Consider the following 13453-nt stretch of genomic DNA (forward strand, 5'->3'; position numbering starts at 1 on the left):
GATGGCAGAAAGTGTAGGCAAATGAGGGCGACAGGTGTTTTCTTTTTTTGCCAGAATTACGGCCGTTATGGCAATAATCTTTCCCCATGTCAGCAGCTTCAGAAACACTTGATCGCTACGACCGGGCCATTCTGGAGATCCTGCAGGACCACGGCCGCATCTCCAATTCCGAACTCGCCCAGCGGGTGGGTCTGTCGGCGGCCCCATGCTGGAGGCGTGTGCGTGCGCTGGAGGAAGCCGGCTATATCACCGGCTACCACGCCAGCATTGACCGCGAGAAAATCGGCCTGGGTGTTCTGGCATTCGTTCGCCTGGACGCGGCAGAAAACACGGGCGACATCCTGCACCGGCTGGAAGATGCCATCCGCGCAATTCCTGAAATTGTGAGTTGCCACTACATCAGCGGCACCGGGACCTTCGAGTTGCAGGTGATCAGTACCGACCTGAACGCCTTCAGTCAGTTTGCCCGCGAAGTCCTGATCAACCTGCCCAACGTCAAAGATCTGCAAACCCGGTTTTCGTTGGGTGAAATCAAGACCCGCACGGCGCTGCCCATCGGCCATCTGACAAAAAAACGCCCGGGCAATTGACGTTTTTTGTCATGCTTACAGCCAGCTGTCGCATTTTTTGGCTCACTGAATGCCGCCAATTCACGACAGCGGACCCCAGTCTTCGTGCGATAGTACACATCTGCCTCTTTACGGCAGGGTGGCACGAAACCTGCACCTACTCTTTCGGATTTCCCCTCAACCTCTCTCCAAGGAGCTTCTTATGATGCGTTCTGTCCAAAAGGGTTTCACCCTGATCGAACTGATGATCGTTGTCGCGATCATCGGTATTCTGGCCGCCGTGGCCCTGCCCGCCTATCAGGATTACACCGTGCGCGCCCGCGTGTCGGAAGTGATTCTGGCGGCTTCGTCGTGCCGTAGCGCGATTACGGATACGGTGCAGAATGCGCCCACGTCCGGTGCTGACCTGACTGCCGTCCTCCCCTCCGCCTGCTCGGTGACGCCGACCAAAATGGTTGTCAGTGGCTCTGCCAATGCCGATGGTGTCATTACCATCGTAGGTAGTGTTGGCGCTTTGGGCGGCGATGTTTCCACTTCCGCCAACGCCATTCGCCTGGTGCCCATGATTTCTGGCGGCTCTCTGGTGGGAACGACTGCTGGCGGCAAGACCATCATTGAATGGCGTTGTGGCCCGGCTTCAACCAACCCGATGCCGAGCAAGTACCTGCCGGGTTCGTGCAAGAGCCCCGCATAACTAAGCAATCGCCATCCCTGGCGTCGGAGAAGGCCGCGAAAGCGGCCTTCTTTTTTTGGCGGAGAAAGGGTCTGCTTCAACGCCACCGATCGGATCAGGCGGCCATCAGAGGGTTGGACTGTCTGTGGCGACATAGCACCGGCAACTCCGTGTCAAGTTTCTCCCCCGGCACCACAGGCAGCGCTATGGCAAACCCGCAATGGACTAGCCACTAGAATCAGCGGCGCGAGCCTAGGACCCACCTACCCGTTTCGGAAACCGAAAGCCAATCGACCCGCTCGGACCGTGCTAAGAATGCACAATCGTCTGAAAGCCGCCGTTTCGCTGTAGCGGTCGGAATCTTCCCTTCGAGATGCACCCACGTGTTTCACTCTGAGATCTTGCGCCCTTCCGCAACATCGCGAGCCCGCCTGGCTTCTTTCCCATTGCTGGCCGTCCTGGCGAGTGCAACACTCGCAATCAGTTGGCTGTTGCCGAATTTCAGTGTTCCCTGGTTTTCCTTCCACCGCGATGCCTGGATGGCGGCAACGCTGACCCTCATCGCACTGGGCCTTGCCGCGAGAAACCAGGCCGGCTGGATGCTTTCGGTGCCGGTATTGTTCCTCTCGGCCGTTGCGTTCTTGCCCTTCCTGCAGTTCGGAGGCGGCTTGATGCCCCTCTGGGGCGCCATGGTGGTTCCGGCTGCTTACCTAGTCGGTTTTGCACTGTGCGGGCTTCTGGGAGAGAACTGGGCACGCCTGCGCGGCATGCGCATGCTCGATGTATTGCTGGGTGGTATCTTCATTGCGGCACTGGTGTCCGTCGGGTTGACCCTGTACCAGATGGCCGCTCAGTCGCTCGGCGAGGATGTACGCGATATCTGGGTCATGCGTTTCGATCCAACTTTGGGCCGTCCCTACGCCAATCTCGCGCAACCGAACCAGCTGGCAACTTTGCTCCTCTGGGGATTGTGCAGCCTTTTTTGGCTAAGGAGCCGGCAGTGGATCCGAAGCCGTCTGGTACTCTTTGCCACTGCGGCGTTTCTGCTGGTGGGCGTAGCGTTGACCCAGTCGCGCACGGCGATGCTGACCCTCACCGTCGTTTTCCTGCTGGCTTTGGCGTTTTTTGTGCGAAAGCGCCTTTCACGAGCAGACTTCGTCCTGATCGCCGCCAGCTTTGGCTTTTTCTGGTTGACACTCGCCGCCAACGCGCAGATTTACCAGTGGCTGGAAATCTCCGAAGCCTTCACCATCGAACGACGAAGCGCCGGTGAAGCGCGTCCGTTGATCTGGCGGGTTTTTCTGGATGCCGCGATGCAGCAGCCTTGGCTCGGGTACGGGTTTCACAATACGCATCTGGCGCTGATGGAGGTATTCCCCCGCTATCCGGAGATGAACAACTGGTTCTTCAACCATTCTCACAACCTGTTTCTTGACCTCATCCTTTACTTCGGTTTTCCGATCGGACTTCTGCTGTCGGTGGTCATTTTTGGTTGGTTTGTCTGGGTCGCAAAGGAAGCGCGGAAGCCGGATCGGCTGGTTTGTGTACTGGTCCTGGGCGTCGTTGGGGTTCACGCAATGTTGGAGTTGCCACTGCATTACGCGTACTACTTGTTCCCGGCGGGATTGTTGGTCGGCTACCTCAATTACGAGGTCGGACTGTCGCAAACCCGACTGGTGTTATCGCGCCCGACGGCCCTTGCCGTCTTCGCTGCGGCGGCATTGTTTCTGGCAGCCATCGTTCACGATTACCTCAAGATCGAAGAACGCTTCGTCGACTTGCGGATGGAAATCCTGTCTATTGGCTGGCGGCTCCCGCCACCGCCCGAAGATATGCTGCTCATGAAACACTGGGACACCACATTCCGAAACGCACGGATGGAACCCCGTGCAGGCATGACGCCAAACGAGTTGGCCGAGTGGGAGGCACTGGTTCTGGCGCGGCCGTCGGAGTTCGACATCCGGCAGATGATGTACATGTGGTCCCTGAACGGAAATCCGGAACGCGCGGAGTATTGGGCTCGCAGGCTCTGCCTGGTATCACAGCCGGTCAAATGTGAATACATACTTCAGACTTGGCGCACCAGCTTGGCTTCGCAGGTCGGCGGCCCGGCGCCAATCCCGTCAACCTCCGTTGGTTCGTCCCCGCCACTGGCCGGCGTGCCCTCGGTCAATGCATCGGTGCCCAAACAACCATGAACTCTCACGCAACCCCCAATCCGTTAGCAGACCGCCTCCGCGCCGCCGCCATCCACGCCGGGCTGAGCTTGCTGGTGGCCACCGGGGCCGCTGCACTGGTTTTTCTCGTCTGGTACCCGTATCCCTACCGGGAGATCTCGGGCGGACGGGAGTTGTTCACGCTGGTGGTCGCGGTGGATGTGGTGCTGGGCCCACTGCTGACCTTCACGGTGTTCAACCGCAGCAAGCCCTGGCGTGAGTTGCGGCGGGATCTGGCGGTCATTGTGCTTCTGCAGTTGGCCGGGCTTGCCTACGGCCTTCATACGGTCGCGCTGGCGCGACCGGTGCACCTTGCCTGGGAACTGGATCGGATGCGGGTGGTCCATGCCGTGGATGTGGCCGAGGAACTGCTGGACCGCGCGCCCGAGGGCCTGCGGTCGCTGCCCTGGACAGGCCCGACACCCGTGGCGGTTCGCCCCTTCCGCGATGCTGCGGAAAAGGCGGAAGCCACCATGGCAGCGCTGGGCGGGGTCGATCTCGGCACCCGCCCTGACCTGTGGCAAGCCTATGCCGATGCCAGCGAGCGGGTTCGGGCCAGCACCCGGTCGCTGGCCTGGTTGCGTGTACAAAAGCCCTCGGCGGCGGCCCTGATCGATGCCGCTGTCAAAGACGCCGGAGTGGCCGAATCGGAGCTGGTCTGGCTGCCCATGGTCGGGCGCAAGACCTTCTGGACCGTGTTGCTGCGCAAGGACAATCTGCTGCCGGTGGCGTACCTGCCTCTCGATCCGTATTGAGGACCGGTCGCAGTGTTGGCCCCTGTGCCTTGGTTTCCGCCGGCAGGCCGGATGTCGCGCCTCCTGACACCCGCCCTTGTCGCCCTCGCCATTGCGTTGCCTGCTCTGTGGCCGCTGGCGCCTGGGCCTTCGGTCAACGCGGTTCCCTTGCTGCTGGCGTGGTCACTTGTCGCGTTGACCGTTCTGGCTTTGCCAGGCGGGGGGACTTGGCGATGGCGTGAGCCGGCCCTGCTGCTGGCTTTTTTTGTTGCCGCGACGGCTGCGAGTGGCGCCGTCGGGTCGCCCGACTGGTGGGCCACGGGCGCGGCATTGCTGGCGGTGGGCGCCTGTGGCGTCATCGGCCGAGCGGCACAGACTGATCACACGCTGGCGCGCACCCTGGCGCTCGGGTGGGTCACGGCAGGCACCGTCTCTGCCGCCATCGCGTGGCTGCAGTTTTCCGGCCAGTCGGCGGAGTTTTACCCCTGGGTCAACCTGACTTCGGTGGGCGAAGCGTTTGGCAATCTGCGCCAACGCAACCTGTTTGCGACGCTGACCAGCCTCGCCGTGCTCGCCCTGATCTGGCTGGGGGCTACCTGTAAAGACCAGCCTGGGCTGCGTGGCGGTATCCTGGTGGCGGGATTGGTCCTCGTGGCTGGCAATGCGCTTTCGGTTTCCCGGACGGGGTTTTTCCAGCTGGTCCTGATTCTGGCGCTCTGCCTGACCTGGGGGATGCACCATCACCGGGCTCTGAGGCCCTTGTTGTGGGCCATGTTGCCGTTTTACGCCGCAGCGGCCATCGGGCTGCCCGCTCTTCTGGGACTGGACGCCCATGTGGACCTGTTCACCCGGTTGACCGAAGGCGCGCCGGCCTGTTCCAGCCGCGTAGCGTTGTGGAGCAATGTTCTGGAACTGATCGCCCAACACCCCTGGTCGGGCTGGGGCTGGGGCCGGCTGGATCAGGCCCATTATGAGCATCTGTATGCCGGGCTGCGCTTTTGCGACATTCTGGACAATGCCCACAACTTGCCCTTGCATCTGGCGGTGGAATTGGGTGTGCCCGTGGCACTGGTTCTTTGCGGCGCTGCGGGATGGTGGTGCTGGCGGGGCCGCCCCTGGCGGGAACGCGACCCGCTTCGGCAGATGGCCTGGGGATTTGTGGCCATCCTGGGTCTGCACAGCTTGCTGGAGTATCCCCTGTGGTATGGGCCGTTCCAGATCGCACTGGGCCTTGCGCTGGGCCTTCTGAGCCAAGGCAAAGTGGCATGCCCGCCCGGACCGGGCGACCCCGCCCGCCCGGCGGGCATTCTGGCTCGACATCTGAAGCGCCTGCTGCCGGTTTCGGCGCTCGGCCTGCTGATCGCTGCCGCCTGGGACTACGGCAAGGTCAGCCAGATTTACCTTGCCCCGGAAGCACGCGGTCGCTGGTGGCAAGGCGACGCGTTCGCGCTGGCGGGAGAAGCGTGGTTCTTTCGAGCACAGGGCGACTTCGCCCGACTGACCCTCACCCCACCGGCCCGCGACAATGCAGCGTCCGTAATGGCATCCGCCCAGGCGCTGATCGCGTATTCGCCGGAACCCCGGGTGATCGAGCGTCTGATCGAAGGCGCCACGCTTGCGGGCCAGGACGAGCTCGCACTGTGGCACCTGGCGCGATATCGCGCCGCCTTCCCCGCAGCCCATGCGCAGTGGGCGCGTGGCCTGCATGCACCGTTGCCACAGCGGCCGCCACCCACCACACCGTGACACTGGGCACGCCCGGATGCGCGGCCTACAATGAGCCGATGCACTCCACCGAAAACACCGCCGGCTCCGCGCAGGAGCGCGCCGCGCAGCTGCTGGTCACCCCTGGCGCGCTGGCGCAACTGAGCCTCAATGATGCCCGCACAGTGGTGCGGTACATGGAGCCACGGCGGGTTGCCGAAGGCGCGCAGTTCATCCGGGCTGGCGATCGAGAGAACACCGATCATCTCCTGCTGGTGATCGAAGGTGAGGTCACTGTGGAGAGCCCCACCTCCGGTGGCCTCGACGGATTGGTGGTGACCGTGTTGGGCCCCGGCAGCCTGATCGGCGAAATGGGGCTGATCGACGGTGCGCCACGTTCGGCCAACTGCACTGCCTCCACCCGGTTGGGCCTCGGCTTGCTGAGTCGTGATTCGCTGGTGCAACTCATCGATCAGGAGCCGGCGGTGGCCGCACGGCTCTTGCTGGCGATCGCCAAGCGGCTTTCAGATCATCTGCGCGATGCCAACCGCAAACTGCTGACACTCAGCCAGGTCAATCGGGCGCAGCAGGAAGAGCTCGACAGCGCACACCAGCTGAACGCGGAAATGCTCGGCCGCAAAGGCTGACACTGGCCAGCGGACTGCCAGGTGCGCTACAGCAAAACGGGCCGGTCCGGCAAACCTGCGGCCGGGTGATCCCCCGGAACAGAAGGGGTCGGATCGTCTGGAAAGTGCTCCACCAGAACGGCAGATACCTCCTCCAGCGCCTCGGTCAGGCCCTCTTCATAACGGGCCTGCCGCAGGGCTTCACCCAGCCGCTGCACCATGGCCTGCCACTGCGCGGGGCTCACGTGGGCGTTGAATCCCCGGTCGGCCACGACCTCGATGGCATGTTCCGCCACCAGCAGGTAAATCAGCACGCCGTTGTTGTGCTCGGTGTCCCACACCCGCAGCTTGCCGAACATCATGACCGCGCGTTCGCGCACTACCTGGCGCAGCGGCCGGCCTTGCGCCAGGTGCCGCCAGAGGTAACTCCAGGGCAAGGACGCCTCGATGCAGATGCGAATCTCGCCGTTGTGCCGGCGCTCGCTGGCGCCCACACGGCGCTGCAGGCGTTCGATCAAGGCGGGATCGAACGCCCGGCGCGCGACGATGTCGTCGCGCCAGCGGTGCCTGAGGATCGTGCGTATTGCGCCCAGGATATTCATCACCAGTCTCCGCTGGCGCCACCGCCACCAAAGTCGCCCCCGCCGCCGGAGCTGAATCCACCGCCCCCTCCGTCGCCCCAACTTCCGCCGCCGCCGCCCGACCAGCCGCCGCCCCAGCCGGTGCCGCGGCGCCCAAAGGAGGATCCACCCCCCGCCAGCATTGCATACAACAGCGCAATCACGCCCGCTGCCAGGCCAATGAGCAAACTGGCGGTGACCCACAGTGCAAGCGCCCCCGCGCCGACTCCTGTCGCGAGCGCGCCCAGGCTTCGACCCAGTGCCGCGCGGCTGATGCTGGCGGCCACCGGTACAGCCAGGAAAAGAAAAATGGCCAGGTCATCCCAGTCGAAACCCCGATCCGGCGCGGACCCGGTCGGCACGGACGCCGACGGCGAGGGCAGGGGCTCGCCGGCGATCAATGAGTCCAGCCGGTCGGTTGCCGCCAGCAGTCCCCCCAGGTAGTCGCCGGCGCGGAACCTCGGCGCCATGGCTTCGTCGATGATGCGGCGGGCCATCAGGTCCGGCACAGCGCCTTCCAGAGCTTTGGCGACTTCGATCCGCATGCGCCGATCCTGGACGGCGACCACCAACACCAGACCGTCACCGACATCGCGGCGACCAATTTTCCAGGTGTTGGCGACCCGGTTGGCGAAGCTGGCAATGTCTTCTGGCGCCGTACTGCGCACCAGCAAGACCACCACCTGTGTTCCCCGCTCGGTTTCCAGCCGGGCCAGGCGGGTTTCAAGCCTCTGGCGATCAGCCTCGGCAAGTTCGCCCGCCGTATCGATCACCCGGGCGCTCAGGCTCGGCACCGGAGCCAGCGCGTCGGCCAATGCCGGGCTGTGGCCCGCGAGGAGCAACAACGCTAGGACAAATATAGCAAAAAGCGACCGCATTACGCTGGGTATCGAGCGATTTCGCTGAGAACCCGCCAAATCAGGGCTTTTTGGAGAAGTCCACGGCCGGCGGCGCGCTGATCTGCGCCTCGTTGGGCACCGTCAGGCCTTCTTTGGTCTTGTATCCGAAGACCATGGCCGTGAGATTGCTCGGGAAACTGCGCGCGAGTACGTTGTACTCCTGCACCGACTGGATGTAGCGGTTGCGGGCCACGGTGATGCGGTTTTCCGTGCCCTCCAGCTGGACCCGCAGGTCGCGGAAGCCTTGGTTGGCCTTCAGGTCCGGATAACGCTCGCTGACCATCAGCAGGCGACTCAGCGCACTGCCGAGTTCGCCTTGGGCGGCCTGGAACTTTTTCATTGCTTCAGGGTTGCTCAAGGTCTCCGGTGTGACCTGGATGGCAGTGGCGCGCGCACGGGCTTCGACCACCTTGGTCAGGGTCTCCTGCTCGAAAGCGGCTTCGCCCTTGACCGTCGCGACAATGTTGGGCACCAGATCGGCCCGTCGCTGATACTGGTTCAGCACTTCACTCCAGGCTGATCTGGTCTGTTCGTCCAGACGTTGGAAGTCGTTGTAGCCACAGCCGCTCAGGCTCAGGGAAAGGAGCAGGGCGATGGTGAACACGGTTCTTTTCATGGATTTCTCCGGTTGTGACGTCGTACTATATCGGCGTGCCGGGTCGCTCACTTGCGAGGGGCCAGGCGCATCGTGCGACACTGCGCGGCATCCATTCCATCTGACACTGTCCGCCCCCATGGTCAAAGGCCACATGCGCGCTCCGGTTGAGGCCGAGAGTCCTGCCACTGTCGAAGCTGCTTTCTACGACGCCCTGCAACGCGGGGACCTCGATGCGCTGATGGCGTGTTGGGCCGATGAGGATGAGATGGTCTGTATCCATCCGGGAGGCGGGCGGCAGGTGGGCGTAGCCGCCATCCGCGACGCGTTCGCGGCCTTGCTGGCAGAGGGCGGGCTTGACCTGCAGGCCCGGCAGGTCCGCCGTCTGACCGCGCCGGGACTGGCGGTGCACAGTGTCATGGAGCGGGTCGTGGTGGTGCTTGACGGACACCCCAGCGAAGCATGGGTTGTGGCGACCAATGTTTTTCAGTTGACCACGCGCGGCTGGCGCATGGTGGCACACCATGCCAGCGCGGCCCCCGCTGCCGAGCCCGAGGCCGTGCGTGCGGCGCGGCTGCTTCATTGAGGCCACTGCGGGCCAGATATTGGCGTTTTTGCCGCATACCCAGCGCAAAAAGGTCATTTATTGCTATGCATTACGTAGCGCCACACTGGCTCCCGGGGGGCAATCTACAGACCATCTGGCCCGCTTTGTGGTCCCGACGTGGCCCGGGCAGGCCGCCGCAGTACCGGCGCGAGCGCTGGACCACCCCCGATGGGGATTTCATTGATGTGGATTTCCTGATCGGGCCCGACAACAGCGCCCGCGTACCGCCGACCGGGCGGGGCTGGCTGGTGCTTTTTCATGGTCTGGAGGGCTCATCTCGCAGCCACTATGCGGAGGCGTTTGCCCACTGGGCCGGCGACCACAGGCTGCAGTTTGTGGTTCCCCATTTTCGCGGCTGCAGTGGCGAACTGAACCTGGGACCTCGGGCCTATCATTCCGGTGACTTTGCCGAGATCGACTGGATTTTGGCCCGCCTGTCGGAGCGGGCAGCCGGGGCGCCCCTTCGGGTCGTTGGCGTTTCACTGGGTGGGAACGCACTGATGCGGTGGGCCGGCGAAACCGGTGATGGCGCCGCCCGCCGGGTCGCGTCTATCGCGAGTATTTCGGCGCCGCTGGACCTGGCGGCCGGCGGTGAGGCCATCGGCAGAGGCTTCAACCGGCAGGTCTACAACCGCATGTTCCTGCAGTCGATGAAACCCAAGGCGCTGGCAAAACTCGCACAGCACCCAGGCCTGTTTGACCGGCAACGGCTGATGGCGGCTCGGGATCTGTACGAGTTTGACGACGTGTTCACGGCACCGCTGCACGGTTTTCGCAATACGGACGACTATTGGTCTCGGGCTTCTTCCAAACCCGTGCTCCGACATGTTCGTGTACCTGCGCTCGTGCTGAATGCACGCAACGACCCTTTTGTGCCGGCATCTTGCCTCCCCGTTGCTGGTGAGGTGTCCTCGTCAGTCCGCCTGCTCCAGCCTGCCGAAGGTGGCCATGTCGGCTTCCCGGCCGGCAGGGCGCCGGGGCATGTCCGCTGGTTGCCGCAGGTGGTAGGCCACTGGCTTCTGAACCCCGATTGAGCAGACCACGGCGGGCACATAATCGCGGGATGGATGATCTGGTACGTCAGGCAATGGCCAAGTGGCCCCATGTGCCCCACTGCTATGGGTGGCTTGGCCTGGACGGCCGGGGGCACTGGTATATGCGCGATGATCAAGCGCAGGCGGCCGGTGCGTTTGCCAGTGGCATCGCGGGCGCCAAAGGGTCGTTGCTGCGCCATGAAAAGCTGATCGACTTCATTCAACGCAATTACCAGAGTGATGAACGCGGGCAGTGGTATTTCCAGAACGGCCCCCAACGCGTCTATGTCGAGCTGGCCTCTTCGCCATGGATTTGGCGGGTTTCCCATCGAGGGGAGGTCTTCAGTCACGCAGGTGCGCCAGCTTCGGTTTATTCGTGTCTGACCGATGAGATCGGACACCTTTTTCTTCACACCGACCTGGGATTTGGCCTGGTTCACACCCAGGACATGGTTTGCGCAGCAGAACAGATCGGCCAGGGCCGCTGGCCAGCCCCCGAAACCGTGCTTCAGGCGGATTTGCCCGGCCGTTTTGGATTTGTTCGCAGCCCGGCGGCGGCGCGGGCGCATGACACCATGGGGGCATGATCCACGGGTGCGGCGCTCCCAATCCGTTGGCAGCGCATATTGACGAAAAAAAGGCCCGTCTGCGACGGGCTCTCGGGAACCGCGGCGCGACCCGCTTACTTTGCGGGAGCCGACGCTGCGTCGGCTGGCGCCGGAGCGGCCGGTTCCGCGAATTTCGCCCCACCGGCATTGGCCAGATAGACCACCGCACGACCGATTTCCAGGTCGGTTGATGCGCCGCCCCCTTGCGCACCCATGGCACCTTTGCCTTTGAGGGCGGACGTCAACAATGCTTCGTAGCCAGTCTTGATCCGGGGAGCCCATGCGCCGGCATCGGCGAGTTTTGGCGCGCCTGCTGCGCCGCTGTCGTGACAGGCCGCGCACTGTGCCTTGTAAACCGCCTCGCCCGCTCGGGCCGGTCGATTGGCGTCGACAATTTCAATCGTGCCGATCTTTTGTATACGCTGGGCTACCGCCAGTTCAGGATTGGCGGCGTCGGCCGCCGGTTTGTTCTGGGATGTCACACTATAAACAAGGCCAATGATGACGATCACCGGAGCCACAAACGAGACCACACTGGCCCAAGCCATTTGTTTGGGGGTCTTGATCGGGCCGGTGTGCGGCTCTTCGTGGCCCGCGTTGTGGCTGGTATTGCTCATGGCTTCCTCAGATGGTCTCGGTAATCGGGGGTTGTGATGCTGGAGAGGTCGGGTCCGGTCTGAAGAGCAAAACAAGCTCCTTCAATCGATCCTCGAAATGGGCGATTATAAAGGTGAGCAACGCGGACCCTATCTGATCGCCGCTCAGCGATTGATCCGTTCCTGTGCCACCGTGAGCCCGTAAGAATGGACGAATGACAAAGCGACCCGAGGGGCCGCAGTACGCTCTGGCCGTCCGCGTTGGGCAATGAGGTATCGCGTTCATGCGATAATTGCCGGCTCGATATTCGAACAGTTTCGTCTTTCTCGCTGTATTTCAATGGATAGAATTCGGCCCTCCGAAGGCTGAGATCCAGGTTCGATTCCTGGCGGCGGGACCACTCACACACCTTTTCAACCAGGCGCATTGCGGTCTGAGCGCGCTTCAGACAGGGCGCCAATTCGGCGGAATTTTTCTACGGCGGTTTGCTTCGTCGTTCCGCGCTCTCAGTTGCAGAAGGTTAGCGGTGAAGTGTGAGCTTTCTTCGCAGAGACCGGTGGAGGTCTTTTGCGAAGTGCCCGAGCAGCGCGCGCCAGGGACTCAGCTCCGGCTCCGGAGCTTTTCCGGCCGCCAGCCGTTCGATCTGGTGGTAATACCAGCCGCCCTGGGCGAGGTTGTTAAGGCCGCGCACCGAGGGTGACGGGCTATCCGGACCCCACCAACTGTTTCCCAGCACGAGACGGTCTTCTGGGACCGGCAGTCTCTGCATCTGGCCGGCCATCATGCGCGCCGGGAAGTCCGGGTCCAGGCAGAACGGCCGTGCCAGTCCGATCATGTCCGTGTGGCCCCCGGCTAGCGCCGCCTCCATGCCCGCCAGTGTGCGGAAACCGCCGGTCACCATGATCGGCATGCGGGCCACATGCTTGATCGCCTTGGCGTATTGCAGGAACATCGCTTCGCGTTCGCGCGTGCTGTCGCGCATGTTGGCAGCCGCCTGGGGTTTGAAAAACTCCAGATGCTCGTAGGTGCCGCCAGAAACCTCCAGCAAGTCTATGCCCTCGTCATTGAGCCAGTTCACCACTTGCAGGCTCTCGTCGAGCGTGAAGCCGCCCTTGACAAAATCCGAGGAATTCAACTTGACCGACACCGGATACGCGGGCCCAACCCGCGTCCGCACCGCACGGACCACCTGCAGCAGCAGACGTGCGCGGTTTTCCAGCGAACCGCCCCAATGGTCCTGGCGCTGATTGGTACGCGGCGACAGAAACTGGGACAACAAGTAGCCGTGCGCCGAATGAATCTGAACACCATCAAGGCCAGCATTCTGGACCAGTGCCGCAGTGTCGGCGAAACGGGCAATAATGTCCCGAATGTCGCTTTCTTCCGCAGCGCGGGGCCGACCGAAGTTACCCGCGAGCTGTAGTCGCACCGCGGAAGGCGCAAGCGGCGTCGCTTGGACCGTTCGGGGGCATTGACGGCCGGGGTGGTTGATCTGCGCCCACAGTTGAGCGCCGGCGTTTTGGACAGTTTTGGCCCACTCGCGGACGGCCGCCATGCCCAGGTCATCTTCCAGGACCACATTTCCTGCACGCTCCAGATGGCGTCGGTCAATCATGATGTTGCCGGTCAGCAGCAAAGCCGCGCCGCCACGGGCCCATATGGAATACAGACGCTGATGAGCCGAGGTGGCGTGATCGTGTGCATCGGCCAGACCCTCGGTCATGGCGGCTTTGGCCAGGCGATTGGGCAAACTGCGGCCGCAGGGGAGCGTCAAGGATTTTTCTATCACGGGGAGTCTCCGGTGGAGAGGGAGACGAAGAGAACGTAGTGTAGTGAGTTGTGTCAGTTTGGGCGCTTTGCCAGCCATTGCCACCAGAGCGTCACTTGTTCCTTGTTCTGGCTTTTGCTTCGCCATCTGGTTACGACCAAGACCTCGCCAAGAACGACAAAGCCCTCCGGAGAGGGCTTTGA

Annotated in this window: 14 protein-coding genes and 1 tRNA gene; 10 read left to right on the plus strand and 5 right to left on the minus strand. The window is 62.9% G+C overall.

From position 1 onward, the window contains the following. The first annotated feature begins 86 nt into the window (after positions 1-86). The 6 genes from AC2EBU_RS15420 to AC2EBU_RS15445 all read left to right on the plus strand — a co-directional run bounded on the left by AC2EBU_RS15420 (position 87) and on the right by AC2EBU_RS15445 (position 6543). Positions 87-590, plus strand: a complete 504-nt coding sequence (locus tag AC2EBU_RS15420) for an Lrp/AsnC family transcriptional regulator (RefSeq protein ID WP_484611334.1) — start codon at positions 87-89, stop codon at positions 588-590. A gap of 181 nt (positions 591-771) precedes the next feature. Further along, positions 772-1263 (plus strand): pilin, encoded by a 492-nt coding sequence (locus tag AC2EBU_RS15425; protein WP_484611335.1) that lies wholly within the window; start codon positions 772-774, stop codon positions 1261-1263. 425 nt (positions 1264-1688) lie between these two features. Beyond that, the gene (locus AC2EBU_RS15430) at positions 1689-3440 is read left to right on the plus strand and encodes a PglL family O-oligosaccharyltransferase (RefSeq protein ID WP_484611336.1); all 1752 of its coding nucleotides are present in this window, start codon (positions 1689-1691) and stop codon (positions 3438-3440) included. Then, positions 3437-4213, plus strand: coding sequence for a TfpX/TfpZ family type IV pilin accessory protein (tfpZ, locus tag AC2EBU_RS15435; protein ID WP_484611337.1), 777 nt, complete (start codon positions 3437-3439; stop codon positions 4211-4213). Before AC2EBU_RS15430 ends, tfpZ begins: the two co-directional genes overlap by 4 nt. A gap of 51 nt (positions 4214-4264) precedes the next feature. Further along, a complete protein-coding gene (locus AC2EBU_RS15440) occupies positions 4265-5938 on the plus strand; it encodes a PglL family O-oligosaccharyltransferase (RefSeq protein ID WP_484611338.1) in 1674 nt (557 codons plus the stop codon). Between the two features lie 38 nt (positions 5939-5976). Further along, the gene (locus AC2EBU_RS15445) at positions 5977-6543 is read left to right on the plus strand and encodes a cyclic nucleotide-binding domain-containing protein (protein WP_484611339.1); all 567 of its coding nucleotides are present in this window, start codon (positions 5977-5979) and stop codon (positions 6541-6543) included. 26 nt (positions 6544-6569) lie between these two features. Here AC2EBU_RS15445 and AC2EBU_RS15450 read toward each other — a convergent pair whose 3' ends face one another. The 3 genes from AC2EBU_RS15450 to AC2EBU_RS15460 are packed head-to-tail and all read right to left on the minus strand — an operon-like array spanning position 6570 to position 8657. Next, positions 6570-7124 (minus strand): TPM domain-containing protein, encoded by a 555-nt coding sequence (locus AC2EBU_RS15450; protein WP_484611340.1) that lies wholly within the window; start codon positions 7122-7124, stop codon positions 6570-6572. Next, positions 7124-8020: a TPM domain-containing protein gene (locus tag AC2EBU_RS15455; RefSeq protein ID WP_484611341.1), complete on the minus strand. Its 897-nt coding sequence runs from the start codon at positions 8018-8020 to the stop codon at positions 7124-7126. Before AC2EBU_RS15455 ends, AC2EBU_RS15450 begins: the two co-directional genes overlap by 1 nt. A gap of 40 nt (positions 8021-8060) precedes the next feature. Beyond that, complete coding sequence (locus tag AC2EBU_RS15460) at positions 8061-8657, minus strand: LemA family protein (RefSeq protein WP_484611342.1); 597 nt, start codon at positions 8655-8657, stop codon at positions 8061-8063. A gap of 118 nt (positions 8658-8775) precedes the next feature. On the opposite strand from AC2EBU_RS15460, the gene AC2EBU_RS15465 reads away from it, so the two are divergent. From AC2EBU_RS15465 to AC2EBU_RS15475, 3 genes are all read left to right on the plus strand, one after another. After that, a complete protein-coding gene (locus AC2EBU_RS15465) occupies positions 8776-9222 on the plus strand; it encodes a YybH family protein (RefSeq protein ID WP_484611343.1) in 447 nt (148 codons plus the stop codon). A 65-nt stretch (positions 9223-9287) separates the two neighbouring features. Then, complete coding sequence (locus AC2EBU_RS15470; protein ID WP_484611344.1) at positions 9288-10277, plus strand: YheT family hydrolase; 990 nt, start codon at positions 9288-9290, stop codon at positions 10275-10277. 29 nt (positions 10278-10306) lie between these two features. Beyond that, positions 10307-10864, plus strand: coding sequence for a DUF2946 family protein (locus AC2EBU_RS15475; RefSeq protein ID WP_484611345.1), 558 nt, complete (start codon positions 10307-10309; stop codon positions 10862-10864). A gap of 95 nt (positions 10865-10959) precedes the next feature. On the opposite strand, the gene AC2EBU_RS15480 is transcribed toward AC2EBU_RS15475, so the two are convergent. Next, positions 10960-11502, minus strand: a complete 543-nt coding sequence (locus AC2EBU_RS15480; RefSeq protein ID WP_484611346.1) for a c-type cytochrome — start codon at positions 11500-11502, stop codon at positions 10960-10962. Between the two features lie 305 nt (positions 11503-11807). On the opposite strand from AC2EBU_RS15480, the gene AC2EBU_RS15485 reads away from it, so the two are divergent. Continuing rightward, positions 11808-11882 (plus strand) — tRNA-Arg (locus tag AC2EBU_RS15485). A 120-nt stretch (positions 11883-12002) separates the two neighbouring features. On the opposite strand, the gene AC2EBU_RS15490 is transcribed toward AC2EBU_RS15485, so the two are convergent. Then, complete coding sequence (locus AC2EBU_RS15490; protein WP_484611347.1) at positions 12003-13397, minus strand: NADH:flavin oxidoreductase/NADH oxidase family protein; 1395 nt, start codon at positions 13395-13397, stop codon at positions 12003-12005. Between the last annotated feature and the right edge of the window lie 56 nt (positions 13398-13453).

It is taken from the genome of Curvibacter sp. T50 (assembly GCF_057219955.1).